This window comes from Micromonospora chalcea, from assembly GCF_028768405.1.
Taxonomy (GTDB): domain Bacteria; phylum Actinomycetota; class Actinomycetes; order Mycobacteriales; family Micromonosporaceae; genus Micromonospora; species Micromonospora chalcea.
The window spans coordinates 4369380-4394067 of record NZ_CP118233.1; the positions used below are offsets into that span (position 1 = coordinate 4369380).

The 24688-nt window shown below is 72.9% G+C and carries 24 protein-coding genes; 7 read left to right on the plus strand and 17 right to left on the minus strand.

From position 1 onward, the window contains the following. Positions 1-7 precede the first annotated feature (7 nt). Complete coding sequence (ispD, locus tag PVK74_RS19310; RefSeq protein WP_274476956.1) at positions 8-703, minus strand: 2-C-methyl-D-erythritol 4-phosphate cytidylyltransferase; 696 nt, start codon at positions 701-703, stop codon at positions 8-10. A gap of 53 nt (positions 704-756) precedes the next feature. After that, the gene (locus PVK74_RS19315; protein ID WP_007073334.1) at positions 757-1242 is read right to left on the minus strand and encodes a CarD family transcriptional regulator; all 486 of its coding nucleotides are present in this window, start codon (positions 1240-1242) and stop codon (positions 757-759) included. Positions 1243-1570: 328 nt separating this feature from the next. Between PVK74_RS19315 and PVK74_RS19320 the strand changes: the two genes are divergently transcribed. Then, complete coding sequence (locus PVK74_RS19320; protein WP_043327922.1) at positions 1571-2266, plus strand: hypothetical protein; 696 nt, start codon at positions 1571-1573, stop codon at positions 2264-2266. Between the two features lie 7 nt (positions 2267-2273). Here PVK74_RS19320 and PVK74_RS19325 read toward each other — a convergent pair whose 3' ends face one another. The 4 genes from PVK74_RS19325 to PVK74_RS19340 all read right to left on the minus strand — a co-directional run bounded on the left by PVK74_RS19325 (position 2274) and on the right by PVK74_RS19340 (position 6029). After that, the gene (locus PVK74_RS19325; RefSeq protein WP_064446766.1) at positions 2274-2873 is read right to left on the minus strand and encodes a hypothetical protein; all 600 of its coding nucleotides are present in this window, start codon (positions 2871-2873) and stop codon (positions 2274-2276) included. Positions 2874-2912: 39 nt separating this feature from the next. Then, on the minus strand, positions 2913-3959 hold the full coding sequence (locus tag PVK74_RS19330) for a type III polyketide synthase (protein ID WP_205798899.1): 1047 nt from the start codon (positions 3957-3959) through the stop codon (positions 2913-2915). 105 nt (positions 3960-4064) lie between these two features. Then, positions 4065-5231, minus strand: a complete 1167-nt coding sequence (locus tag PVK74_RS19335) for an acyl-CoA dehydrogenase family protein (protein ID WP_043327919.1) — start codon at positions 5229-5231, stop codon at positions 4065-4067. Positions 5232-5273: 42 nt separating this feature from the next. After that, positions 5274-6029: a methyltransferase domain-containing protein gene (locus tag PVK74_RS19340; RefSeq protein ID WP_113973574.1), complete on the minus strand. Its 756-nt coding sequence runs from the start codon at positions 6027-6029 to the stop codon at positions 5274-5276. A 45-nt stretch (positions 6030-6074) separates the two neighbouring features. Between PVK74_RS19340 and PVK74_RS19345 the strand changes: the two genes are divergently transcribed. From PVK74_RS19345 to disA, 4 genes are all read left to right on the plus strand, one after another. Then, entirely contained in the window at positions 6075-6905 is an 831-nt protein-coding gene (locus tag PVK74_RS19345) for a UbiA family prenyltransferase (RefSeq protein ID WP_274476962.1), read from the plus strand. Positions 6906-7047: 142 nt separating this feature from the next. Beyond that, positions 7048-7797 carry a hypothetical protein gene (locus tag PVK74_RS19350; protein WP_274476963.1) on the plus strand — a complete coding sequence of 250 codons (750 nt, stop codon included), beginning with the start codon at positions 7048-7050 and terminating at the stop codon, positions 7795-7797. A 104-nt stretch (positions 7798-7901) separates the two neighbouring features. Then, complete coding sequence (gene radA / locus PVK74_RS19355) at positions 7902-9347, plus strand: DNA repair protein RadA (protein WP_064446858.1); 1446 nt, start codon at positions 7902-7904, stop codon at positions 9345-9347. 129 nt (positions 9348-9476) lie between these two features. Further along, positions 9477-10667, plus strand: a complete 1191-nt coding sequence (gene disA, locus PVK74_RS19360) for a DNA integrity scanning diadenylate cyclase DisA (RefSeq protein ID WP_030502855.1) — start codon at positions 9477-9479, stop codon at positions 10665-10667. Positions 10668-10675: 8 nt separating this feature from the next. Here disA and PVK74_RS19365 read toward each other — a convergent pair whose 3' ends face one another. The 3 genes from PVK74_RS19365 to PVK74_RS19375 all read right to left on the minus strand — a co-directional run bounded on the left by PVK74_RS19365 (position 10676) and on the right by PVK74_RS19375 (position 12618). Beyond that, positions 10676-11440 carry a hypothetical protein gene (locus PVK74_RS19365; protein ID WP_043327918.1) on the minus strand — a complete coding sequence of 255 codons (765 nt, stop codon included), beginning with the start codon at positions 11438-11440 and terminating at the stop codon, positions 10676-10678. A gap of 105 nt (positions 11441-11545) precedes the next feature. Beyond that, a complete protein-coding gene (locus tag PVK74_RS19370) occupies positions 11546-12109 on the minus strand; it encodes a peptide deformylase (protein ID WP_043327917.1) in 564 nt (187 codons plus the stop codon). Further along, positions 12106-12618, minus strand: a complete 513-nt coding sequence (locus PVK74_RS19375; RefSeq protein ID WP_013288949.1) for a glycine cleavage system transcriptional repressor — start codon at positions 12616-12618, stop codon at positions 12106-12108. Before PVK74_RS19375 ends, PVK74_RS19370 begins: the two co-directional genes overlap by 4 nt. A gap of 96 nt (positions 12619-12714) precedes the next feature. Here PVK74_RS19375 and PVK74_RS19380 point away from each other — a divergent pair, with 96 nt between their 5' ends. Then, positions 12715-13614, plus strand: coding sequence for an HhH-GPD family protein (locus tag PVK74_RS19380; RefSeq protein WP_064446859.1), 900 nt, complete (start codon positions 12715-12717; stop codon positions 13612-13614). Between the two features lie 240 nt (positions 13615-13854). On the opposite strand, the gene PVK74_RS19385 is transcribed toward PVK74_RS19380, so the two are convergent. From PVK74_RS19385 to lysS, 3 genes are all read right to left on the minus strand, one after another. Beyond that, on the minus strand, positions 13855-16392 hold the full coding sequence (locus PVK74_RS19385; RefSeq protein ID WP_064446770.1) for an ATP-dependent Clp protease ATP-binding subunit: 2538 nt from the start codon (positions 16390-16392) through the stop codon (positions 13855-13857). Between the two features lie 496 nt (positions 16393-16888). Beyond that, entirely contained in the window at positions 16889-17239 is a 351-nt protein-coding gene (locus PVK74_RS19390; protein ID WP_166457523.1) for a histone-like nucleoid-structuring protein Lsr2, read from the minus strand. Positions 17240-17361: 122 nt separating this feature from the next. Further along, positions 17362-18870 (minus strand): lysine--tRNA ligase, encoded by a 1509-nt coding sequence (gene lysS / locus PVK74_RS19395; RefSeq protein WP_043327915.1) that lies wholly within the window; start codon positions 18868-18870, stop codon positions 17362-17364. A 93-nt stretch (positions 18871-18963) separates the two neighbouring features. Between lysS and PVK74_RS19400 the strand changes: the two genes are divergently transcribed. Next, positions 18964-19716, plus strand: coding sequence for a class I SAM-dependent methyltransferase (locus PVK74_RS19400; protein WP_274476964.1), 753 nt, complete (start codon positions 18964-18966; stop codon positions 19714-19716). A 52-nt stretch (positions 19717-19768) separates the two neighbouring features. Here PVK74_RS19400 and PVK74_RS19405 read toward each other — a convergent pair whose 3' ends face one another. The 5 genes from PVK74_RS19405 to panD form a co-directional block, all read right to left on the minus strand. Continuing rightward, entirely contained in the window at positions 19769-20527 is a 759-nt protein-coding gene (locus PVK74_RS19405; RefSeq protein WP_030504826.1) for a type III pantothenate kinase, read from the minus strand. A gap of 9 nt (positions 20528-20536) precedes the next feature. Beyond that, a complete protein-coding gene (gene nadC / locus PVK74_RS19410; RefSeq protein ID WP_064446772.1) occupies positions 20537-21433 on the minus strand; it encodes a carboxylating nicotinate-nucleotide diphosphorylase in 897 nt (298 codons plus the stop codon). Beyond that, positions 21430-23121 (minus strand): L-aspartate oxidase, encoded by a 1692-nt coding sequence (locus PVK74_RS19415; protein ID WP_043327912.1) that lies wholly within the window; start codon positions 23119-23121, stop codon positions 21430-21432. Before PVK74_RS19415 ends, nadC begins: the two co-directional genes overlap by 4 nt. Positions 23122-23182: 61 nt before the next feature. Beyond that, entirely contained in the window at positions 23183-24076 is an 894-nt protein-coding gene (locus PVK74_RS19420) for a septum formation family protein (RefSeq protein ID WP_043327911.1), read from the minus strand. A 170-nt stretch (positions 24077-24246) separates the two neighbouring features. After that, positions 24247-24675 (minus strand): aspartate 1-decarboxylase, encoded by a 429-nt coding sequence (gene panD / locus PVK74_RS19425; RefSeq protein WP_166457520.1) that lies wholly within the window; start codon positions 24673-24675, stop codon positions 24247-24249. Positions 24676-24688: the final 13 nt, after the last annotated feature.

Sequence of the window (24688 nt, forward strand, 5' to 3'; positions counted from 1 at the left end):
GAGTACGTCAGGCGCCGGTGGACAGCAGGTGTTCGGCCAGGGACAGGTCGAACGGGCGGGTGATCTTCAGGGCCAGCTCGGAGCCGGGTACGCAGGTGACCGCGATCCCCTGCTTCTCGACCAGCCCGGCGTCGTCGGTGAGCGCGTCACCCGCCGACCGGTGGGCCGCGAGCAGTACCGAGCGGCGGAAGCCCTGCGGCGTCTGGACCGCCCGCAACGCGGACCGGTCGACGGTGCCGAGCACCCGCTCGGCCGCGTCGACCTCCTTGACGGTGTCGACCACCGGCAGCACCGGGATCACCGCGTCGTGCCCGTCGCGGACCGCCGCCGCCACCGACTCGACCAGGCCCGGCGGGGTGAGCGCACGGGCGGCGTCGTGCACCAGGACGATCTCCGGACCGGCGGGCACCGCTGCGAGAGCCGCCGCCACCGACGCCTGGCGCTCGGCGCCACCGGGCACCACTGTCACCGGCGCCACGGGCGCCAGCATCGCGCGTACCGCCTCGACCTCGGTGGCCGGTGCGGCCACCACGATCGTGTGCACAGAGGGCGCGGCGGCGACCCGGCGGACGGCGTGCACGAGCAGTGGTTCACCGGCGAGCGGGCGGAGCGCCTTGGGGGCGCCGGGTCCGAGGCGTTCGCCGGCACCGGCCGCAGGAACGAGGACCGCGACGTCACCGCGCGGATTGAGCTGCGCGGTCACGTCGCGGTCCTCGGATTCGTTCGCTGCGGGGTGGGTAGAGGCAGAGGTGTGGATCAGGCCTCGGTCAGCACCTTGTCGAGCAGCGTCTCGGCCTCGTCCTTGGTGCTCTTCTCGGCCAGCGCGACCTCGCCGACGAGAATGTCACGGGCCTTGGCGAGCATCCGCTTCTCGCCCGCCGACAGGCCCCGCTCCCGCTCCCGGCGCCACAGGTCGCGGACGACCTCGGCCACCTTCAGCGGGTTACCGGAGGCCAGCTTCTCCAGATTCGCCTTGTAACGCCGCGACCAGTTGGTCGGCTCCTCGGTGTGTGGTGCACGGAGCACGTCGAAGACCTTGCCCAGGCCCTCTTCGCCAACCACCTCGCGCACACCCACGATCTCGGCGTTCTCGGCGGGAACCCGGACCGTCAGGTCACCCTGTGCGACCCTCAGGACGAGGTATTGCTTGGGCTCGCCCTTGATGACCCGAGTCTCGATTGCCTCGATGAGTGCGGCCCCGTGGTGGGGGTAAACAACGGTCTCGCCGACACTGAAAACCATAGGTTCGAAACCCCTTTCGCTGTGTCTAGGGTAACACGCTCAGGCACCGATGTCTCACCGCTGTCCTGACCGTTGGCGCAGCTCAGGGGCCCTGTGAGAGGTATTTCTTCAGCTTGACAGGCGGCCAAACCGATGGTTTCGACACGCTCCGTGAGGATCACGTGACAACCCGGTAAGGGGTGACGGGAGCGTCCAGATCTAGGGCAATGCGCTCCTTCCATGGTAGCTCCGCAAGTCCGTCCGCGCCCAGGTGTGGCGTTACGGCGGCCGGTGCGGGACGCTGGGAGAGGACGCGACGTCCGCTCACCGAGACGTTCCTGGGGGTCCGATGGGCGTGCCTGACGCTGACGGCCAGGGGCCGCCGGACGGGCTCCCCGGCCTGCCCCCGGAGTGGGGCCGCGTGGTCGTCCCGGACGACGCCTCGGCGCTCGCCGACGAGGCCCGGCAGGTCCGCCGGGAGCTACGGCGGGCACGAACGGCCGCCGGCCGCCGCACCGGCTCGCTCCGCCTCGGACTACCGGCGCTGATCCTGCTCGTATCGGTGCTGATCACACTCGCCGGCCTCGCGGCGGTCACCTGGCCACGCGCCACCCGGTCCGGCGCACCGACAGTGCTCCCCCACGGCGGCGGCGCAGCCCCGCAACCGGTCGGCCCGCTTCCCGCGCTGGACCTGGTCGGCGCAGACGACGTGCCGGTGCCGCTGCGCAGCATGCTGCCCGCCATGATCATCCTGACCGACGCCTGCGCCTGCGCCGAGCAGGTCACCGCGGCGGCCGGAGCCGCCCCGCCCGGCGTCACGGTGGTCACCGTGACCGCGGGCCGGCGGGCCGGCTCGGCGAGCGTCCCGGGGGTACGCCCACTCGGCGACCCGGCCGGCGGGCTGCGCTCCTACCTGCACCTGTCCGCCCAGCCCGGCATCGCCCCGGCGCTGCTGGTGGACCGGCAGGGCGCGCTGGTGCGGGTGGTGCCGGAGCTGGGCCCGCTGTCGGACTACCGGGCCGACCTGGCCCGGCTGGCCGGCTGAACGACCGTCAGTAGAGCGCCTCGAGCCGGGCGTCCAGGTCGGCCCGGCCCCTTATCGCGACGAACCGCATCTGCACCAGCTCGCCACTGCCGCCCACCACCGGCACGTCCAGCTGCCCGCCGCAGCGCAGCGCCCGCCGGAACTCGTCGTCCCCGAGGCCGGAGACGAGTACGACGACCAGCCCGTCACCGGCGCAGCTCACCGACAGCCGGTAGTTGTCGCCCCGCGTGGGCCGTACCTGCCGGACGACAGGCGGCCCGCCCGGCGTCAGCCGGGACCTCTCCCGCCACACGACGTGCGACACCTGGAGCAGACGCGTCGTGCCGTCGTCCTCCACCCGTATCACCACCGAGCGGTCCGGCTCGGCACGCGGCACGCGGCGGTTGTCCAACGCCGCTTCGCGCCCGGCGCGTGGCACCGGACGCGCTTCGCCCGTCGACGGGTCGACCCGCCAGTTGCGCGGGGCCAGATCCACGCTCGCGGGCGCGGCCGACGTGGCCGGGCCGGGCTGCGGGGCCGCCGACCGCCACCAGGCCGAGCCGAGCAACAGCGCCAGGACGGTCAGGCCGGCCAGCAACGCCCGCCCGTCCCGCTCCTCGGAGGCCATGCGGGCAGCGTATCGGCGCGGCGCGACCGGGGCGACCCGTCAGCCCACGCGTTCCAGCAGCGCCGCGTAGAGCGTCAGCCCCGGCCCGAACGCGAGCATCACCACCCAGCGCGGCGGTGACGGCTCCGTACGCCACAGCCGGTCCAGGATCAGCAGCGTCGTCGGGGACGAACAGTTGCCGTGCTCGGCGAGCGTCCCCCGGGAGGCGGCGAGCCCGTCCGGCGGCAGCGCCAGCTCACGCTCCACCACGTTGAGGATCCGCGGCCCGCCCGGGTGCACCGCCCAGCCGTCCACGTCGGAGCGTTCGCACCCGTGCCGTGCCAGCAGCTCGTCGACCAAGGTCCGCACGTGCCGGGAGAGGACCTGCGGCACCTTTGGCGACAGCCCCATCCGGAAGCCGGTGTCGGTGACGTCCCACGTCATGTGGTCGGCCGTGGAGGTGTCGGTGACCGAGGTGACCTCGCGCAGCGCGTACCCCCGGCCCCCGGGGACGACCACGGCGGCGACCGCGGCGTCCGAGAACAGCGCGTGGGAGACGATCTGCTGGGTGTCCACCCGGGCGCCCGGCGGCTGGATGTGCAGGCTGGTCAACTCCGCGCAGAGCAGCAGCGCGGGACGCCCCCGGGCGGTGACGAAGTCGCTCGCCGCGCCCAGCCCGGGCAGGGCCGCGTAGCAGCCCATGTGCCCGACGAACATGCGCTGGGTGCTCGGCGACATGCCGAGGTCCCGGGCGAGCAGGATGTCCAGCCCCGGGGTGGCGTACCCGGTGCAGGAGCAGACGATGAACATCCCGATGTCGGCGGCGTCCAGGCCGGCGGCGGTGAGCGCCCGGCTGACCGCCTCCTTGCCCAGCGGCAGCGCCTCGACCTGGTAGCGGCGCATCCGGCGCTCGGTCGGCCACTCCGAGACGTCCTCCAGCAGCGGGTTGACCGCCGCCTGCCGCCGGGTGACGCCCGAGTTAGCGAAGATCCGCTGCGCCAGCGCCCGGGTGTTCCCCTGGAAGTGCCCCGCGAAGAAACCCGTCCACAGCTCGTCCTGGTCCGCGCCCGGCGGATGCGCCGTACCCAGGCCCGCGATCACCGGCATGCCCACGTCCCCCACCCCTCCCTCATCTCTCGCACCAACCCTGGTCACCCGGCAGCCTTTCGTTCGCGACTGCGGGGCTCGCAAAACCGGCTCGCTCCTCGCGCTTCACCAACGAGGGAGCGCGCTGTCCCGGTCCGGGTCGCCGCCGAGCGCGGCGATGCCGAGCCAGTCGGCGCACACGTCGGACGTGGCCGGGTGCAGCGAACCACAGCGGGCGTCCCGGTAGAGCCGCTCCAGCGGATGCCCGCGCCGGGTCGCCGAGGTGCCGGCCGCCTCCAGCATCGAGGCGGCGACCTCGGCGGCGGTGGTGCCGGCCAGCAGCTTGGCCCGCCACACCCAGCGGTTCGTCTCGGCGTCGCCGGGCGCCTCGTCGACCCGGCGGGCCGCCTCGGCGACCACCAGTTCGGCGGCGGCGGTGGCCGCGTCCGCCCGGCCCAGGCGGGCCCGCACCGCGGGCAGCCCGGCGAGGTTGCGGGCGTTGAGGTGCTCGGCGGCCGCGTCGATCGCGGCCCGGGCCACGCCCACGTAGACCGCCGCGTAGCTCGCCACCAGCCAGTGCGGCATGAGCTGCGCGACCACCAGAGCCAGCCCCTCGACGCCGCCGAGCAGCCGGTCGGCCGGAACCGTCACGTCCAGGTGCACGTCGTGCGACGAGGTGGCCCGCATGCCGAGCGAGTCCCAGGTGGGCTCCACGGTGATCCCGTCCCCGGCCGGGACCAGGAACTGCGACACCACCGACTGGTCGGCGGCGCTGCGGGCAGCCACCAGGTAGCCGTCCGGGTGGCCGGCGCCGGAGCAGAACGTCTTGCTGCCCTTGATGTGCCAGCCGCCCTCGACCGGCTCGTAGACGGTGCTGAGCTGCGACAGCCGGGCACCGGCGCCGCGTTCGCTCATCGCCACCGCGTACCAGGCGCCGTCGGCCGCCGCGCGCAGCAGCCGGTCCCGCGCCGCAAGCGCCTCATCCGGTACGCCGAGCGCCTCGGCCAGTTCCTCGGTGACCGCGCCCAGCGCGCCGGTGACCGAGGCGTGCATGTTGAACACCAGCGCGGTCGCGCCGTTGCCCCGGGCCAGTTCGGTGGCGACCGCCGCGTACTCGGCGAAGCTCGCGCCCGCGCCACCCAGCTCGGGCGGCACCATCAGCCCGAACAGCCCGGCCGCCCGCAGGTCCGCGAAGTCTTCCACGGGGAACGAGCCGTCGCGGTCGTGCCCGGCCGCGCGGGCGGCCAGTCGCGGCGCCAACCGGCGGGCCGCCTCCAGCGCGTGCACAGTCATGTCGCCCCCTTCTCGGCGTCCCTTTACCCCGGGCGGCCCCGGCTACCCGCCCCGGCGCCCCCAGCCCTGGTACAGCACCGCCGCCGACCGGGTCGGCACCATGCGCGGCTCGGTCCTCGCCGGACGGTCGCCGCCGCGCATGCGGCGCAGCAACCAGGCAAGCGTGCCGCCCAACTCCGGGCGGACCCCGCGTACCTCGAGCGACACGCCGTGCCGGGCGCACTCGGCGACGAGCGCGCGGGCGTCGACGAACAACCGGGGGTCGTGGATGCCGCGCGGCACTGTGGGCAGCCGTTCGCCCAGCTCCACCGCGACCAGCCGGGCCAGCAGCGTGTCGTTCAGCGTGTCCAGCACCAGCAGGCCGCCGGGCCGCAGCAGCCGGCACGCCTCGGCGACCGCGCGCCGCCAGTCCGGCACGTGCTCCAGCACCTCTCCGGCGGAGACCACCGCCGCGCAGCCGTCGGTCAGCGGCACCGCCGTCGCGTCGCCCTGGACCGCTGTCACCCCATGGTCGGCGGCCTGGTCCAGCGCGGAGCGGGTCAGGTCCACCCCGACGTGGCGGTAGCCCTTGCCGGCCAGGTGCGGGGCCAGCAGCCCGGCGCCGCAGCCCAGATCGACGAGCAGATCGTCCGGCGTGGACGCCGGTGGCACCAGCGCCGCGCGCGCCCGCGCCAGCCAGTGCAGCATCGCGAACGCGCCGTCCGGCCGCCACCACTCGTCGGCCAGATCGTCGTACTGCCGGGGGTCGTTCGGCGGCAGCACCCGGTGCGGAGTGGACACCCCGGGCACGTCAGGCATGCGTCGAGCGTGGCACGACTGCCCGGTAACGACCAGACTTCCCTTATGTCGACACGGGTGTTAGGGCTGGTCAGGGCGAGCCATCCGGAACCCGCTGCGGCGGTCACCGTGGTCGCCGCGCTGCTCGCCGCCGGCGCCGGGCACTCCGCGGCCGGCGTCGCGGCGGTGGCGCTGACGGTGCTGGCCAGCCAGCTCGCTGTCGGCTGGAGCAACGATCTGATCGACGCCGAGCGGGACGCCGCGGTGGGGCGTACCGACAAACCGGTGACCACCGGCGCGGTCAGCCGGCCGGCGCTGGCCCGGGCCGTCGTGGTCGCAGTCGTCGCCACCCCGCTGCTGGCGCTGGCCGGCGGCTCGGCCGCGGCGGCCTGCGCCACGCTGGGCCTGGTCTCCGCGCTGCTCTACAACCGGCCGCTGAAGTCGACGGCGGTGTCGGTGCTGCCCTACGCGGTCTCGTTCGGCGCGCTGCCCGCGTTCGTGGTGCTGGCGCTGCCCGGCTCGCCCGCGCCGCCGGCCTGGCTGGTGGCCGCCGCCGCGCTGCTGGGCGCCGGCGCGCACTTCGCGAACGTGCTGCCCGACCTGGCCGACGACGCCCGGACCGGGGTGCGCGGCCTGCCGCACCGGCTGGGCCCCGCCGGCAGCCGGCTCGCCGCCGCCGGGCTGCTCCTGGCGGCCACCGTCGCGCTGGTCTTCGGCCCGCCGGGACCGCCGTCGTGGGCCGGGCTGTCGGCCGTCGCCGCCGCCGTCGCCGTGCCGGCCCTCGGCTGGTACGCGGGACGCGCCGCCGCCGGACGCTCGGCGAGCGCCTTCCGGGCGGTGCTGGTGGTGGCACTCATCGATGTGCTGCTGCTGGTGACGAGCGGCCGGGTGGTCTGACGGTCTCCCTCGCCGGGTGGCATTGCCGGGTCCGCGTGCGGGCCTCGATCAGCTCCAACTACCCTGGAGCGCGGTCTGCGCGGGTATGGCCACCCCGTGCCCGGTGGTCGACCGGGCGGGGATCGTGACGAGGAGGACCGACGTGACGCGCTCGATCAGGGGTTCCCGGGGGCCGGCCCTGCTGCTGGCCGGCACGGCGGCGGCGAGCCTGCTGCTGTCCGGGTGCGGCACCGGGCAGATTTCCGAGACCGCCAACAAGATCCCGTCGGTACAGGGCGTCAACGTCCAGACCTCCGACAACCTGTACAAGGTGCGCGGTCTCTACGTGCGGACGCCGGGGCCGAAGGGCTACGAGGCGGGGTCGAACGCGCCGGTCAACGTGGTGATCTACAACGACAGCGAGAAGCCGGTGACCGTGACGGTCACCACCGACAGCGCCCGGGAGATCGTGCTCACCGGTTCCGGCGCGGGCGAGAGCGGCGCCGCCACCCCGACCGGTTCGCCCACCGAGCCGGGCACCGCCTCGCCGACCGCGAACGACCCGAGCGCGTCGCCGAGCCAGTCGCTGGGGACGTCCGAGTCGCCGTCGGCCAGCCCGTCGCCGAGCGAGACCGGGTCCGCGCCCGCCGGTCAGCCGGCCCGGATCGAGATCCCGGCGCTCAGCTACGCCCAGCTCAACGCCGACAACCCGCGGTTCCTCCAGCTCGTCGGCCTGAACCAGAAGCTGCTCGTCGGCCAGCAGGTCAACCTGACCTTCGACTTCGGCGACGGCAAGGTCATCACGACCCCGGCGCCGATCGGCATCCCGCTGACCGCGGAGCCCACCCCGTCCAAGATCGTCAACCCGCGTGAGCACGGGGCCGAGGACGGTGGCGTCGAGGGCGGCCACTGACCCCCGTCCTCCTTCCGTCGGCACCGCCGCCGTGGCCAGCGCCACGCCGGCGGTGTCGCCGTTTCCGGTGGGCTTTCGTCGTACGGGCCGGTTAGCGTCCTGTGGTGACCACGCCCCGATCGACCCCCTCCCGTGCCGGCGCCGGCCGCGGTCGCGCCGCCCGTGAGCCCCGTCCGGCCTACGAGTGCGACGCCTGCGGTCACCAGCCCCCGAAGTGGGTGGGCCGGTGCCCCGAGTGCGGCGAGTGGGGCTCGGTGGTCGAGTCCACGATCACCGGCCCGCTGGTCTCCGGCCGGGTGGTCAGCTCGCGGATGCCGGCCGAGCCGGCCCGGCCGATCGCCACCATCAGCGCCGCGCCCGCCCGCGCCCGGGCCACCGGCGTCAGCGAGCTCGACCGGGTGCTTGGCGGCGGCCTCGTTCCCGGCGCGGTGGTGCTGCTCGCCGGTGAGCCGGGCGTGGGCAAGTCGACGCTGCTGCTCGACGTGGCCCAGCAGTGGGCCGCCGGGGCCGGCAGCCCGTCGCTGGTGGTCAGCGGCGAGGAGTCGGTCAGCCAGGTGCGGCTGCGCGCCGAGCGGATGGGCACCCTGCACGACCAGCTCTACCTGGCCGCCGAGAGCGACCTGTCGGCGGTGCTCGGCCACCTCGACGCGGTCAAGCCCGGCCTGCTGGTGCTCGACTCGGTGCAGACCATCTCCACCACCGGCACCGAGGGCGTGCCCGGCGGCGTCACCCAGGTCCGCGCGGTCACCGCCGCCCTGGTCGCGGTCGCCAAGGAGCGCGGCATCGCCACCGTGCTGGTCGGCCACGTCACCAAGGACGGCCAGGTGGCCGGCCCCCGGGTGCTGGAACACCTGGTCGACGTGGTGCTGCACTTCGAGGGCGACAAGCACTCCTCGCTGCGCATGGTGCGCGGCGTGAAGAACCGCTTCGGCGCGGCCGACGAGGTGGGCTGCTTCGAGATGCACGAGGGCGGCATCAGCAGCCTGGCCGACCCGTCCGGCCTGTTCCTGACCCGCTACTCCGAGCCGGTGCCGGGCACCTGCGTGACGGTGGCGATGGAGGGGCGCCGGGCGCTGGTGACGGAGGTGCAGGCGCTGATCGGGGCCACCGTCGCCGGTTCGCCCCGGCGTACCGTCTCCGGCCTCGACAGCGCCCGGCTCGCCATGGTTCTCGCGGTGCTCCAGCGCCGGACCGAGCGGCTCACGCTGCACGACCGGGAGGTCTTCGCCGCCACTGTCGGCGGCATCCGGGTGGTCGAGCCGGCGGCCGACCTGGCGGTGGCGCTCGCGGTCGCCTCCGGCGGGCTCAACCTGGCGCTCAACCCGCATCTGGTGGCCATCGGCGAGGTCGGGCTCACCGGCGAGGTCCGTCGGGTCGGCGCGGTGCCCCGCCGGCTGTCCGAGGCGGCCCGGCTGGGCTTCCGGCTGGCCCTCGTGCCGCCCGGGTGCGGGCCGGAGAGCAGCGGCGCCGGGCCGGAGAACATGCGCGTGATCGAGGTCACTGACGTGCGGGCCGCCCTCCAGGCCGCCGCCCGCGCATCGGCGGAGTGACACGGTGGGATCCGCCGGGCGTTCCCGGACACGCGGCGCAGCCCGTGAAGAGCCGCCCGAGCCGGGCATCGTGACACATCACAGTAACCACGAGAGCACCCACCGCACGGCAGTCCGTAGACTGTGCCCGTGCCGATCGACCGCGATGCCACCAAGCCCGCAACGGCGACGCCGCACGCCCGTACCGGCGCCGTGAGCGGCAACCCCGCTCGTGCCATCAGCGTGAGCGTCAACGGAAGCGTCGGCGGCGGGGCCGGTGGCGACCCGCTGCGCGCCAACCTCGCCCTGATGGCTCCCGGCACCGCCCTGCGGGACGGCCTGGAGCGGATCCTGCGCGGCCGCACCGGCGCGCTGATCGTGCTCGGCTACGACAAGGTGGTCGAGCAGATCTGCACCGGCGGCTTCCCGATGGACGTGGAGTTCTCCGCCACCCGGGTCCGGGAGCTGTGCAAGATGGACGGCGCTGTCGTCCTCTCCAGCGACGGCACCCGGATCGTGCAGGCCGGCGTGCACCTGATGCCCGACCCGTCGATCCCGACCGAGGAGTCCGGCACCCGGCACCGCACCGCCGAGCGGGTGGCCCGGCAGACCGGCTACCCGGTCATCTCGGTCAGCCAGTCGATGCGGATCATCAGCCTCTACGTCAACGGCCAGCGGCACGTGCTGGACGACTCCGCGGCCATCCTGTCCCGCGCCAACCAGGCGCTGGCCACGCTGGAGCGCTACAAGCTGCGGCTGGACGAGGTCTCCGGCACGCTCTCCGCGCTGGAGATCGAGGATCTGGTCACCGTCCGCGACGCGGTGGCTGTGGTGCAGCGGCTGGAGATGGTCCGCCGCATCGCCGACGAGATCGCCGGTTACGTGGTCGAGCTGGGCACCGACGGCCGTCTGCTGGCCCTTCAGCTCGACGAGCTGATGGCCGGCGTGGACGCCGACCGCACCCTGGTCATCCGCGACTACCTGCCGGTCGGCCGCAAGTCGCGCACCCTGGACGAGGCGCTCGTCGAACTCGACCTGCTCAGCGCCACCGAGCTGATCGATCTCGTGGCTGTCGCCAAGGCGATCGGCTACCCGTCCGCCTCCGACGCGCTCGACGCGGCGGTCAGCCCGCGCGGGTTCCGCCTGCTCGCCAAGGTGCCCCGGCTGCCGGTCGCCGTGGTCGACCGGCTGGTGGTGCACTTCGGCAGCCTCCAGCGGCTGCTCGGCGCGACAGTGGAAGACCTCCAGGCGGTCGAGGGCGTGGGCGACGCACGCGCCCGTGGGGTCCGCGAGGGCCTGTCCCGGCTCGCCGAGGCATCCATCCTCGAACGGTACGTCTGACCGGCCGCTCAGCCGGTGATGGTCAGCTTCACCGGTTCGCTGATCTTGGTGCCGACGCGGGCGAACACCTGGTACGCGCCGATCGCCGCGAACTCACCGTTCGCGAGCCCGTTGGCGCACCGGTTGTCCACCCGGCCGTTCCAGCCCAGCTCGTAGGAGCGCTCGAAGTTCGGCGTGAACGACTGCGGATCCGAGCCCTTGCCGGTGCCGCACGTGTCCGAGGACCAGATCTTCTCCGCGCCCGCCTTGATGTACAGCTCCTGCAGATCGGCGCCCACGTCCCGGCTGCACGTCCGGTTCGACACGTTCTTGACCTTGAGGCGCAGCGTGACCACAGTGCCCCGCTGGGCGGTGGCCGGCACCGCGACCGGCGTCACCAGCAGCTCCGAGTCGGTGCAGTTGCCGTCGTCCGAGACCGGCTGCCCGTTCGCGCCGCCGTTACCGGTGCCGCCGCCGTTGTTCGCGCCGCCGCCGGTGTTGCCGCCGCCGTCGCCCGTACCGCCGCCGGTGTTACCGCCGGTGCTGCCGCCGCCCGCGTCACCGGCCGTCGGTGACGGGCTGCCCGACTGCGGGGTCAGCACCGAGCCGGACGGGGCCGGCTCAGCCCCGGCGGAACCGGTCGGCGACGGGTCCGTGCCCGGCGCGCCGGTGTTGCGGTCCGTGCCGGTGCACGAGTAGAGCAGGACAATCAGGAAGAGCAGGCCCGCTCCGAGCACGACGGCACGACGCCGCCAGTACACGGCAGGGGGCAGGGGGCCGACCGTCAGACGCATGATGCGCCTACCGTAGCCGCGCGGCGCACGGCTCGCCGGTCCGACGCGCCGGGAACCCGCCGCCGTACGGCCGCCTCCGTCCACACCGGATAGCTGACACCACCGTCAGAGGTAGACCTTGCGCTGGTAGATCGCGTGCGCGCCGGCCACCCGGTCGAGGAAGAGCAACCCGGCACAGTGGTCGATCTCGTGCTGGAGCGCGCGCGCCTCGAAACCGTCGGTCACCAGCCGGACCGGCTCCCCGGTGCCCGGCAGCACGCCCTCGACCACCAGCCGGCTGGCCCGCTTCACGTCGCCGGTCAGGTCCGGCACCGACATGCAGCCCTCCCGGCCGGCCTTCCACCGGCTCGCCTCCACCACCCGCGCGTTGCAGAGCACGAACGTGCCGTGCACGGTGACCGCCTTCGGGTGCCCGGTGACGTCCACCGCGAACACCTGCGCGCTCACCCCCACCTGCGGCGCCGCCAGACCCACACAGCCGGGCGAGACCCGCATCGTGGCCACCAGGTCAGCGGCGAGGCGTACCACCTCGGCAGACGTCGGGTCGACCTCCGGGCCGGGTTGGCTCAGCACCGGCTCCGGGGCGGTGACCACCGGACGTACCTCGCCGGGGACGCCGAGCTTCTCCGGGGTCCAGCCGCCCAGGCCCGCGTACTCCGGCCCGGTCACAGCAGATCCGTGTCCGCCGGGCGGAGGCTGACCCCGACACCCAGCTCCGCCGCGACGCGGGTGAGCCGGCCGGCCACCTCGTCGGAGACGCCCGGCGGCAGCTCGACCTCGGCGACCACCACGTAGAGCGAACCGGTCAACCGCGTGCTCAGGTCGGTCACGTTCCCGCCCGCGTCGGTGAGCACCCGGGTCATAGCCGCCACGATGCCCATCCGGTCGGCGCCGTGCACCGCCAGCACGTACGGCTCCCCGGTGGGCTCACTGCCGCCGTCCGGCGTGACCGCGCGTACGGTGGCCAGCAGATGCCCGTCGGCGGCGAGCGGGGCCAGCGCGGCCTCGACGTCGGCGGCGGCCGGGCCCACGCAGATCAGGGTCATCGCGAAGTGTCCACGCAGCCGGGTCATAGTCGAGTCGGTGAGGTTCGCGCCGAGCCGGGCGAGGACCTCCGCGACGTCGGCCACGATGCCCGGCCGGTCCCGGCCGATGACGGTGATCGCGAGCTCGTTCATTCGGACATTCTGCCCCGTCGCCCATGATCGATCGCGCCCGGCCACCCGCCCCGCCCAACCTGCGGGAAAGACAGCCGTGACATGATCGGCGGCGCGATGTCCGAGCCCACATTCGCCACCCAGGTCAGCCGGTGGTACGAGCGCAACGCCCGCGACCTGCCCTGGCGCAAGCCGGGCATCGGCGCCTGGGCGATCCTGGTCAGCGAGGTCATGCTCCAGCAGACGCCGGTGGTCCGGGTGGTGCCCGCCTGGGAGGCGTGGCTGGCCCGCTGGCCGGATCCGCGCGCGCTCGCCGAGGACACCCCGGCCGAGGCGATCCGGATGTGGGGACGGCTCGGCTACCCCCGCCGGGCGGTACGCCTGCGCGAATGCGCGGTGGCCGTCGTGGAGCGGCACGGCGGCGTGGTACCCGACCGGCTCGATCATCTGCTGGCGCTGCCCGGCGTCGGCACGTACACGGCTCGCGCGGTCGCCGCTTTCGCGTACGGGCAGCGGCACCCCGTGGTGGACACGAATGTCCGGCGGGTGGTGTGCCGGGCGATCGCCGGTGAACCCGACGCCGGTCCGACGACCCGCCCGGCCGACCTGGTCGCCACCGAGGAACTGCTGCCGATCGAGCCGGCCGCCGCCGCGCTGGCGAGCGCCGCGTTCATGGAACTCGGGGCGGTCGTCTGCACCGCCCGCGCCCCGCGCTGCGCGATCTGCCCCGTCGAGTCGAGCTGCGCCTGGCGGGCTTCCGGCCAGGCGGCCCCCACGGGACCGACGCGCCGCCCGCAGCGCTACGCCGGCACCGACCGGCAGGTACGCGGGCTGCTGCTCGCCGTGCTGCGGGAGTCCACCGGGCCGGTGCCGCATCAGCGGCTGGACCAGGTCTGGCACGACGACGTGCAGCGGGCGCGGGCGCTGGCCGGCCTGGTCACGGACGGCCTGGTGGAACCGGTGGGCGAGGAGTCGTTCCGCCTGGCCGGCGACGGCCCCGCCGTCCCCCTCCCCTGACCGCCCCCACCCCACCCCTCCCACCCCGACCCCGCCTCCGCCTCCCCCCGTCCTCGACTCGTCCTCGACTCGCCCCGTTGATCATGAAGTTAGCGGCGACAAATCGGGCGCCAAGTGCGGTCAACCTCATGATCGACCACGGCGGGGCTGGGGCGAGGAGGGCGTGGTGGGTGGGCACGGAAAGGCGACGGCCCCGGTGGCTTTCGCCTACCGGGGCCGTCGCCCTCGAACTGTTCTTGCCTACGCGGCGTCGTCCGCGCCGGTGGCGGCGGTGCCGCCGAGGTCCGCCGGGACCGCGTCCGGCACGGCGTCCGGCCGGTCCGCGCCCCGGAAGACAAGCTTGGACTTGTCGATGTTCTCCGGGTCGCCCTCGCAGTCCACGACCACGATCTGACCCGGGGTCAGCTCGTTGAACAGGATCCGTTCGGACAGGTTGTCCTCGATGTCGCGCTGGATCGTGCGGCGTAGTGGCCGTGCGCCGAGGACGGGGTCGAAGCCCTTCTTCGCGAGGTACTTCTTGGCGTTGTCGGTCAGTTCCAGGCCCATGTCCTTGTTGCGGAGCTGGGTTTCGATGCGCTGGATCATGATGTCGACGATGGAGAGGATCTCGGTCTCGCGCAGCTGGTGGAAGACGATGGTGTCGTCGATGCGGTTGAGGAACTCGGGCCGGAAGTGCTGCTTGAGTTCGTCGTTGACCTTCTGCTTCATCCGGTCGTAGTTCGACTCGGAGTCCTCCGACGCCTGGAAGCCCAGCGACACCGCCTTGGCGACGTCGCGGGTGCCGAGGTTGGTGGTCAGGATGATGACCGTGTTCTTGAAGTCCACGATCCGGCCCTGACCGTCGGTGAGACGCCCGTCCTCCAAAATTTGCAGGAGGGTGTTGAACACGTCCGGGTGGGCCTTCTCGATCTCGTCGAAGAGGACCACGGAGAACGGCCGGCGACGTACCTTCTCGGTCAGCTGCCCGCCCTCGTCGTAGCCGACGTAGCCGGGCGGGGCACCGACGAGCCGGGACACGGTGTACCGGTCGTGGAACTCCGACATGTCCAGCTGGATCAGGGCGTCCTCGGACCCGAACAGGAACTCCGCGAGGGCCTTGGACAGCTCGGTCTTACCGACGCCGGACGGGCCGGCGAAGATGAACGACCCGGACGGGCGCTTCGGGTCCTTCAACCCGGCCCGGGTACGGCGGATCGCCTTCGAGACCGCCTTGACCGCGTCTTCCTGGCCGATGACGCGCTTGTGCAGCTCGTCTTCCATGCGCAGCAGGCGCGAGGTCTCCTCCTCGGTCAGCTTGTAGACCGGGATACCGGTCCAGTTGCCGAGGACCTCGGCGATCTGCTCGTCGTCGACCTCGCTGACGACGTCCAGGTCACCGGCCTTCCACTCCTTCTCCCGCTGCGCCTTCTGCCCGAGCAGCTGCTTCTCGGTGTCCCGCAGCTGCGCGGCCCGCTCGAAGTCCTGCGCGTCGATCGCGGACTCCTTGTCGCGGCGCACCTGGGCGATGCGCTCGTCGAAGTCGCGCAGGTCCGGCGGCGCGGTCATCCGGCGGATCCGCATCCGGGCGCCGGCCTCGTCGATCAGGTCGATCGCCTTGTCCGGCAGGAACCGATCCGAGATGTACCGGTCGGCCAGCGTCGCAGCGGCGACCAGCGCGGCGTCGGTGATGGACACCCGGTGGTGCGCCTCGTAGCGGTCCCGCAGACCCTTCAAAATCTCGATGGTGTGCGCCAGCGACGGCTCACCCACCTGGATCGGCTGGAAACGACGCTCCAGAGCGGCGTCCTTCTCCAAATGCTTGCGGTACTCATCCAGCGTGGTGGCGCCGATGGTCTGCAGCTCACCCCGGGCCAGCATCGGCTTGAGGATGCTGGCGGCGTCGATCGCGCCCTCGGCCGCGCCCGCACCGACGAGCGTGTGGATCTCGTCGATGAACAGGATGATGTCACCGCGGGTGCGGATCTCCTTGAGCACCTTCTTCAGCCGCTCCTCGAAATCACCGCGGTAGCGGGAACCGGCGACCAGCGCACCGAGGTCGAGCGTGTAGAGCTGCTTGTCCTTCAGCGTCTCCGGCACCTCACCCTTGATGATCTTCTGCGACAGGCCCTCCACCACGGCGGTCTTGCCGACGCCGGGCTCGCCGATCAGCACCGGGTTGTTCTTGGTGCGGCGGGACAGCACCTGCATGACCCGCTCGATCTCCTTCTCCCGCCCGATGACCGGGTCGAGCTTGCCCTCCCGGGCGGCCTGGGTCAGGTTGCGGCCGAACTGATCCAGCACCAGGCTGGTCGACGGCGCGGCCTCACCCGGCGCGGCACCGGCGGCGGCCGGCTCCTTGCCCTGGTAGCCGGAGAGCAGCTGGATGACCTGCTGGCGGACCCGGTTCAGGTCCGCGCCCAGCTTCACCAGGACCTGGGCGGCGACGCCCTCGCCCTCGCGGATCAGGCCGAGCAGGATGTGCTCGGTGCCGATGTAGTTGTGGCCCAGCTGCAGCGCCTCGCGCAGCGACAGCTCCAGCACCTTCTTCGCCCGCGGCGTGAACGGGATGTGCCCGCTCGGCGCCTGCTGGCCCTGGCCGATGATCTCCTCGACCTGCTGACGCACACCCTCCAGGGAGATGCCGAGGCTCTCCAGAGCCTTCGCCGCGACACCCTCACCCTCGTGGATCAGGCCCAACAGGATGTGCTCCGTACCGATGTAGTTGTGGTTGAGCATCCGGGCCTCTTCCTGGGCCAGGACGACAACCCGTCGCGCTCGGTCGGTGAACCGCTCGAACATGCCCTCGTGCTCCTCACGTGCCGTGCGCCTTGATGGTCAGATCTCGGCGGGGCCGGTGCGCGGACGTCCGGGACGGGCGTCCGTGCCTCCTTACTCTATCGCCGCGGACCGTCTCCGCTGAGGTCGTGTGGCCCCGCGAATGCTCGTTCCGACGTCGTTTCAGACAACCGTCCACGCTCAGGAGGTGTTCCGGGACCCCTGCCTGTACGCGCAGAGCGAAATTCGACCGGCGGCAGAGGGCCGGCCGAGCAGACCTGGGCGGCGTCACACACCCGCCGCGCTTGTCCACAACCTGTGGACGGAATCTCCACCGCCTGTGGACAACTTCCCCGGGGGGAGATTTCTTCCCACCCCACCCGCCTCGCGGCCAGGCGGATCGGACATCCGCCACTCGGCGGGACGCCGGCCGCGAGCGTGACAACGGGGGCGGAAACGGCGACGCCGGGCCGGAGTCGCACTCCGGCCCGGCGTCGCGTCGCCCGTGACGAAGGTGGGGTCAGTGCCCCGCCTTCGCGTGGTACTCGTCCACGATCTCCTGCGGGATCCGGCCCCGGTCGGAGATGTCCTTGCCGGCCTTCTTGGCCCACTCGCGGATGGCCCGGTTCTGCTCGCGGTCGGCGGTCGCGCCGCCCCGGCCCCGAGCGGCCCGGCCACCCACGACCACACCCCCGCGACCGACCTTCGTTCCGTTCGCGATGTACGGCGCGAATACGTCACGCAATTTCTCCGCGTTGGATGCGGAGAGGTCGATCTCGTACTGCACGCCGTCGAGCGCGAACTTGACGGTCTCGTCAGCGTCCCCGCCGTCCAGGTCATCGACCAGCTTGTGAATGATCTGCTTGGCCACGTCCCACATTCCTTTCGAGCAGGGTGCTGCTCCTGCAATACTCGCAAGAGCACAATAACCCGTCCGGCGCTTGTTCCGTCAATAGGACGGGGTAACGAGCCGGAGAAGCTTTGCGGGAGCGCCTACTCCGGCCGGACCAACGGGAACAGGATCGTTTCCCGAATTCCCAGCCCGGTCAGCGCCATCAGCAGGCGGTCGATTCCCATTCCCATGCCACCGGACGGCGGCATTCCATACTCCATCGCTCGGAGAAAATCCTCGTCCAGCCGCATCGCCTCGTCGTCGCCGCGCGCCGCGAGCTGCGCCTGGGCGACCAGCCGATCCCGCTGCACGACCGGGTCGACCAGCTCCGAGTACGCGGTACCCAGCTCGAATCCCAGCACGTACAGGTCCCACTTCTCGGCCAGGCCCGGCTCACTGCGGTGGGCCCGGGTCAGCGGGCTGGTCTCCTCCGGGTAGTCGCGGACGAACGTGGGCGCCTGAAGCGACGGCACCACGAGTTCCTCGAACAACTCCTCGGCCAGCTTGCCCGGTCCCCACTTCGGGTCGACGGAGAGACCGACCTTGTCCGCGTACTCGACCAGCCGCGCCCTTTCGGTGCGGACGGTGACCTCCTCACCGAGCGCTTCGGAAAGGACACCGAACAGTGTCACCGAGCGCCACTCGCCACCCAGATCGAACTCACGCCCGTCGGCGTGGGTCACCACGGTCGATCCGGCGACCGCGATCGCGGCCTGCTGTACGAGATTTCGGGTCAGCTCGGCCATCGTGTCGTAGTCGCCGTACGCCTGGTACGCCTCCAGCATCGCGAACTCCGGCGAGTGCGAAGAGTCGATGCCCTCATTACGGAAGTTACGGTTGATCTCGAAGACGCGGTCGACGCCACCGACCACCGCGCGCTTGAGAAACAGTTCCGGCGCGATTCGCAGATACAGATCCGTGTCGAGCGCATTGCTGTGGGTCACGAATGGGCGGGCCGCCGCGCCACCGTGCAGCAGTTGCAGCATCGGGGTCTCGACCTCGATGAAGTCCTGCCCGTGCAGCGTGTCCCGCAGGCTGCGGACGGCGGTGGCCCGGGTGCGGACCATCTGCCGGGCCTGCGGTCGGACCACCAGGTCCACGTAGCGCTGGCGGACCCGGGACTCCTCGCTCAGCGGCTTGTGCGCCACCGGCAGCGGGCGCAGCGCCTTGGCGGTGACCGCCCATTCCTCGGCCAGCACGGACAGCTCGCCGCGCCGGCTGGTGATCACCTCGCCGGTCACGCCGACGTGGTCGCCGAGGTCGACCAGGCGCTTCCAGTCCGCCAGCCGCTCCGGCCCGACCCGGTCCAGCGAGAGCATCGCCTGGAGTTCGGTGCCGTCACCGTCGCGAAGCGTCGCGAAGCAGAGCTTGCCGGTGTTGCGAATGAAGATCACCCGGCCGGTGACCGAGGCGCGGTCGCCGGTGGCGGTGTCGGTGGGCAGGTCGGCGTAGCGCTCGCGCAGCTGCGCGAGCGTCGTGGTGCGCGGGAAACCCACCGGGTACGGCTCGGTGCCCTCGGCGAGCATCCGGTCCCGCTTCTCCCGGCGGACCTTCATCTGCTCGGGAAGGTCGTCGGCGGGGTCTGCTGGCAGGGCGTTCTGCTCGGTCACGGCACGCTTCCTCAGGCCTTGGGAACATCGGCGGGGTCAGCACATGAGCGTACTCAAGCGGCCTGGCGGCCGTTACGGGAGAACCTGCCCGTCATGACCGACCCCACTGCGGCGCTCTCGTTCGGCGCCGCCGCGGCCGAGTACGACCGGTTCCGTCCCCGTTATCCCCGGGCCGCGTTGCGCTGGGCACTGGACGGGCTGTCCGACGCCCGGGTGGTCGACCTCGGCGCGGGCACCGGCATCCTCACCCGGGGACTGCTGGCGCTCACCGCGGACGGGACGGTGGGTCAGGTCGTACCCGTGGAACCGGATCCGGGGATGCGGGCGCAACTGGCAGCCGCCACGCCGGGCACGACGGCGCTCGCGGGCAGCGCCGAGGCCGTGCCGCTGCCGGACGGGTCGGCGGACGCGGTGCTGGCCGGGCAGGCCTACCACTGGTTCGACAGGGAGCGGGCGCACGCCGAGGCCGCGCGCGTCCTGCGCCCGAGCGGCACGTTCGCGCCGGTCTGGAACATCCGGGACGAGCGGGTCGGGTGGGTGGCGGAGCTGACCCGGATCGCGCACCTCGGGGACAACGCGGGCGACGTGACGCAGCGGTACGCGGACTTCGGCGCCGCCTTCACCGCTGTCGAGATCGGCGAGTTCGCCCACGCGACCACGCTGACGCCGGACGAGGTGGTGAGCATGCTGCACACTCGCTCGTTCTGGCTGACCGCCGACGCGGATGAGCGGCGACGGGTGGACGCGGAGCTGGCGGAGCTGTTCGCCACCCACCCCGACCTGGCCGGCCGGGAGACTGTCGAGCTGCCCTACCGCACGATGGTGCTCCGGGCCTGGCGGCGTTAAGAAGGGGCCCCTCCTCTACCGGAGGCGTTGACAGGGGGCCCTTCCTTGCACCTCAGGTGTTGCGGTCGTAGACCATCCGCAGGCCGATCAGCGTGATCATCGGCTCGTGGTGGGTGATGGTGTGGCACTCGCCGAGCACCAGCGACGCCAGGCCGCCGGTGGCGATGACCGCCTTGACCCCGCCCAGTTCCTCGGACATCCGCTCGACGATGCGGTCCACCTGACCGGCGAAGCCGAAGTAGAGCCCGGCCTGGAGACACTCGACCGTGTTCTTGCCGATCACCGAACGCGGGCGGGTCGCCTCCACCTTGCGCAACTGCGCGGCTCGGGCGGCCAGCGCGTCGAAGGAGATCTCGATGCCCGGCGCGAACGCCCCGCCGAGGAACTCCCCCCGGCTGCTGATCACGTCGAAGTTCGTGGTGGTGCCGAAGTCCACCACGATCGACGGCCCGCCGTAGAGCGTGTACGCGGCAAGCGTGTTCACCACGCGGTCCGCGCCCACCTCCTTCGGGTTGTCGATGGCGAGCTGGACGCCGGTGCGGACGCCGGGCTCGACGATCACGCTGGGCAGGTCGGCGTAGTACCTGTCGAGCATGGTGCGCAACGAGCGCAGCGCGGCCGGCACTGTCGAGCAGGCGGCCACCCCGGTGATCTCCACAGCGTCACCGGCGAGCAGCCCGCGGAACATCAGTCCCAGTTCGTCCGCGGTGGAGCGGGCGTCGGTCTTGATGCGCCACGAGTGCACCAGCTTGTCGCCGTCGAAGGTCGCCAGCACGGTGTTCGTGTTTCCGATGTCGATGCAGAGCAGCACAGCGGCAGCCTAGACGTCGCGCAGGTCGAGGGCGATGTCCAGGATCGGCGAGGAGTGGGTGAGCGCGCCGACGGAGAGGAAGTCGACGCCGGTCGCGCCGTACTCGGCGGCCATCGGCAGCGTCAGCCCGCCGGTGGCCTCCAGCTCCGCCCGGTCGCCCACCGACGCCACCACCTCGCGCAGCTGCGCCGGGGTCATGTTGTCCAGCAGCAGGAACTTCGCGCCCGCCTCGACCGCCTCCACCGCCTCGGCCGGCGTGTCCACCTCGACCTGCACCGGGACGTCGGGGAACGCCTCCCGGACCCGGCGGAACGCGGCGCTGATCCCGCCCGCGGCGACCTTGTGGTTGTCCTTGATCATGGCGACGTCGTACAGGCCCATCCGCTTGTTGGTGCCGCCACCGGCCCGGACCGCGTACTTCTCCAGCGCCCGCAGGCCCGGCGTGGTCTTGCGGGTGTCCAGCACCGTCGCCTTCGTACCGGCCAGCTCGTCGGCCCAGGCCCGGGTGTGCGTCGCCACGCCGGACATGCGGGACAGCAGGTTCAGCGCCGTCCGCTCGGCGGTCAGCAGCAGCCGGGTCGGGCCGGTCACAGTGGCCAGCACGTCGCCGCGCGCCACCCGCTGCCCGTCGTGGGCCACCACCGACACCTCGACCGTACGCCCGGCGCCGGTCACGTCGGCGACCAGCTCGAACACGGCGGCGGCCACCGGCAGCCCGGCCACCACGCCGTCGGCGCGCGCCACCAGATCGGCCGTGTCCTGCTGCTCGTCCGGGATGGTGGCGACGCTCGTCACGTCGAGGAAGTCGGGCCCGAGGTCCTCGTGCAGCGTGTCCAGGATGATCCGCCGGACCCGCTCCGGGTCCAGGCCACCGTCGCGCAGCGCCTGCTCCGTCGACTCCCTCATGAGTGCTTCTCCTCCCAGCGCTCGGCCACCCGGCCGTCCGTACCCACCTCGGCCACCAGGTGGCCCAGCCACCGCTCGTCGGCCGTCGGGAAGTCCTCCCGCCAGTGACAGCCCCGCGTCTCCTGCCGGGCGTACGCGGCCGCGACCAGCGTCGACGCCACGGTGAGCAGGTTCGTCGCCTCCCAGTCGGCGGTACGCGGCACGCCCCGCCCCGCGCCCAGCCCGGTGAGCGCGGCGGCGGTGGCCTCCAGCGTCCGCGCCGACCGGAGCACGCCCGCGCCCCGCGTCATCGCCCGTTGCAGTTCCGCCGTGCCGGACGCCGGCACCAGCGCGCCCGGGCCGCCGATCCAGGCGCCGGTCTCCGCCGGGCGGGCCTGCTCGGGCAGCCCGGCGGCGATGTCCTCGGCGATCCGGCGGGAGAAGACCAGCCCTTCCAGCAGCGAGTTGCTGGCCAGCCGGTTCGCGCCGTGCACGCCGGTGCAGGCGACCTCGCCGCAGGCGTACAGGCCGGGGATTGAGGTACGGCCGCGCAGGTCGGTCCGGACGCCGCCGGAGGCGTAGTGGGCGGCCGGCGCGACCGGGATCAGGTCGGTCGCCGGGTCCACGCCGATGGCCAGGCAGGACGCGACGATGGTGGGGAACCGCCGGGCCAGGAAGTCACCGCCGAGGTGCCGGGCGTCCAGGAACACGTGGTCCGCTCCGGACGCGAGCAGCACCCGGTGGATGCCCTTGGCGACCACGTCCCGGGGCGCCAGCTCGGCCAGTTCGTGCTGGCCCACCATGAACCGCTTGCCGTCGCCGTCGACCAGGTGCGCACCCTCGCCGCGCAGCGCCTCGGAGACCAGCGGCTGCTGGGCCAGCCCCGCGCCCGGCCCGCCGGGCGGCACGATCAGCGCGGTCGGGTGGAACTGCACGAACTCCACGTCGGTGACGGCCGCGCCGGCGCGCAGCGCCAGCGCCACCCCGTCGCCGGTGGAGACCGCCGGGTTGGTGGTGGCGGCGAAGATCTGCCCCATCCCGCCGGTGGCCAGCACCACCGCGCGGCCGAGGATCGCGCCGACGCCGTCCTCGCTGCCCTCGCCGAGCACGTGCAGCGTGATGCCGCAGGCCGGGCCGAGCCCGCCCGGCCCGTCGCCGGGGGCGCGCAGCAGGTCCAGCACCAGCGCGTGCTCGACCAGCCGGATCCACGGGTCGCGGCGTACCGCGTCGTGCAGCGCCCGCTGCACCTCCGCGCCGGTGGCGTCACCGCCGGCGTGCACGATCCGGTCGGCGCGGTGGCCGCCCTCCCGGGTCAGCATCAGCGACCCGTCCGCGTTGCGGTCGAACTCCGCCCCGATCCGCATCAGCTCGCGCAGCCGGGTCGGGCCCTCGGCCACGAGCGCGCGGACCGCCGCCGGGTCGCAGAGGCCGACGCCGGCCACCTCGGTGTCGTACGCGTGCGCGTCCGGCGTGTCCGCCGGGTCCAGTACGGCGGCGATGCCGCCCTGCGCCCAGCGCGTCGAACCCTCGTCCATGTCGACCTTGGTGACCACCGTGACGTGCAGACCCGCCTCGCGCAGGTGCAGCGCGGCGGTCAGCCCGGCCACGCCGGAGCCGACCACGATCACGTCTGTCGTCTCCACCCACCCGGGGGCGGGCGCGGCGAGCAGCCGGGGCAGCGTCGGCAGGTCGACGGTGGGTAGGTCCATGAGCACAGTCAACCCGAAGCGAACTCGGCTCGGGCGCGGGGGGCGTGACGAGTGCCCTCGGCTACCTCGTCCGGCGCGGCAGGGCAGCCGGTCCGGCGCCCTTGAGCGAGGTGGTCACCGTACGGTCGCTGAGCCACAGGTAGCAGCGCACGCCCCGGTCGCCGACCGCCCAGCGACCGGCGGCGGGCGGGCGGACCACCACGTCGCTGCGGTAGCGCAGGAACGCGTCGGCGGGCACCCCGGTGTAGCGGGCGATCACGGCGAAGCAGCCGTCGTAGAGGGGAACCCAGTCCTCCGGCTTCTTCGGGTACGGGCGGTCCGGCGCGGCCCACACGCCGACGAACTCCGCGTCGTGCGCGACAGCGCAGTCGACCGGGGTGAGCCGCTGCACCCGGCCCGCCTCCCGGGTGGTGCGCTGGCAGCCCAGCCGCAGCGGGGAGGGCGGCTTGAGCGCGTCGCGCAGGCTGCCGGTACGGGTGACCACGGTGGCCGCCGCCTCGACCGTGGTCAGCTCGGTCAGGTCGCACCGGTACCAGCGGGAGCCGGCCGTCCAGCCGAGGGCGGTCGGCACCGCCACCGCCAGCCGGAGGCGTCCGGCGCGCCAGTCGTCACCCACGTACCCGCTGGCCCGTTTGTCGCAGTCGGCGAACGCGGTACGCATCTCCGGTGAGGCGAGCGCCGGCGGGGCGGGCCGGTCGGCGGTGAACGCCCCGACGTGCACGGTCTCCACCCGGTGCGGCAGTTCGCAGCCGACCGGCGCGTACGCGGACAGGCCGACGCTCGGGATGAAGTCGGCGACCTGGCAGACCTCTGCGGCCGGGGTGAACGGCCCGGGTGCGGCCATCGCAGGCCAGTCGTCGGCGAGGTCGCCGTCCAGGCCGCCGGTGCCGGCGCAGCCGGTCAGAGCGGCGCTCGCGACCATCGCGGCGACCAGGAAGCTCATCGCACGGCGCATCGCGGCCTCCCCCAGCCGACGACCGTCGATCCCCGACGGTCCGCCCAGGGTAGCCGAAAATGACCTTCCGGTGACAGACCGCGTTCCCCGCTCTTCCGCCCCGTCGATCTTGCACTAACCGCCTCGACAAACCGCCTGAAAGGGGTGGCGGAGGGACCGCGATCGCAAGATCAACGGGGAGAGGCGGCCAGGGGGTTGGGGACGGGGGCGCCTGCGGTGCCGGGGGCGGCCGTGGCCGGGTCGGCGGTCAGGTCCACGACCTTGTTGTCGGCGTCGACGTGGACCACCTTCGGGCGGTACGTGCGGGCCTCGGCGTCGTCCATCTGACCGTACGAGATGAGGATGACCAGGTCACCGGGGTGCACCAGGTGCGCGGCGGCGCCGTTGATGCCGATCACGCCGCTGCCCCGCCGCCCCGGGATCACGTACGTCTCCAGCCGCGCGCCGTTCGTGATGTCCACGATCGCCACCTGCTCGCCGGGGAGCAGGTCCGCCGCGTCGAGCAGATCCTCGTCCACAGTCACCGAGCCGACGTAGTGCAGGTCGGCCTGGGTCACGGTGGCGCGATGGATCTTCGACTTGAGCATGGTCCGGAACATCGGGGTGCCTTTC

Coding starts and splice junctions, on each gene's coding strand:
- PVK74_RS19325 (WP_064446766.1), bottom strand. CDS start 2,873: ATGGCCTCCGAGGAGCGGGACGGGCGGGCGTTGCTGGCCGGCCTGACC.
- PVK74_RS19320 (WP_043327922.1), top strand. CDS start 1,571: ATGGGCGTGCCTGACGCTGACGGCCAGGGGCCGCCGGACGGGCTCCCC.
- PVK74_RS19335 (WP_043327919.1), bottom strand. CDS start 5,231: ATGACTGTGCACGCGCTGGAGGCGGCCCGCCGGTTGGCGCCGCGACTG.
- PVK74_RS19345 (WP_274476962.1), top strand. CDS start 6,075: ATGTCGACACGGGTGTTAGGGCTGGTCAGGGCGAGCCATCCGGAACCC.
- PVK74_RS19420 (WP_043327911.1), bottom strand. CDS start 24,076: ATGCGCCGTGCGATGAGCTTCCTGGTCGCCGCGATGGTCGCGAGCGCC.
- PVK74_RS19315 (WP_007073334.1), bottom strand. CDS start 1,242: ATGGTTTTCAGTGTCGGCGAGACCGTTGTTTACCCCCACCACGGGGCC.
- PVK74_RS19365 (WP_043327918.1), bottom strand. CDS start 11,440: ATGCGTCTGACGGTCGGCCCCCTGCCCCCTGCCGTGTACTGGCGGCGT.
- PVK74_RS19400 (WP_274476964.1), top strand. CDS start 18,964: ATGACCGACCCCACTGCGGCGCTCTCGTTCGGCGCCGCCGCGGCCGAG.
- PVK74_RS19415 (WP_043327912.1), bottom strand. CDS start 23,121: ATGGACCTACCCACCGTCGACCTGCCGACGCTGCCCCGGCTGCTCGCC.
- PVK74_RS19385 (WP_064446770.1), bottom strand. CDS start 16,392: ATGTTCGAGCGGTTCACCGACCGAGCGCGACGGGTTGTCGTCCTGGCC.
- PVK74_RS19340 (WP_113973574.1), bottom strand. CDS start 6,029: ATGCCTGACGTGCCCGGGGTGTCCACTCCGCACCGGGTGCTGCCGCCG.
- PVK74_RS19380 (WP_064446859.1), top strand. CDS start 12,715: ATGTCCGAGCCCACATTCGCCACCCAGGTCAGCCGGTGGTACGAGCGC.
- panD (WP_166457520.1), bottom strand. CDS start 24,675: ATGTTCCGGACCATGCTCAAGTCGAAGATCCATCGCGCCACCGTGACC.
- PVK74_RS19330 (WP_205798899.1), bottom strand. CDS start 3,959: ATGCCGGTGATCGCGGGCCTGGGTACGGCGCATCCGCCGGGCGCGGAC.
- PVK74_RS19375 (WP_013288949.1), bottom strand. CDS start 12,618: ATGAACGAGCTCGCGATCACCGTCATCGGCCGGGACCGGCCGGGCATC.
- nadC (WP_064446772.1), bottom strand. CDS start 21,433: ATGAGGGAGTCGACGGAGCAGGCGCTGCGCGACGGTGGCCTGGACCCG.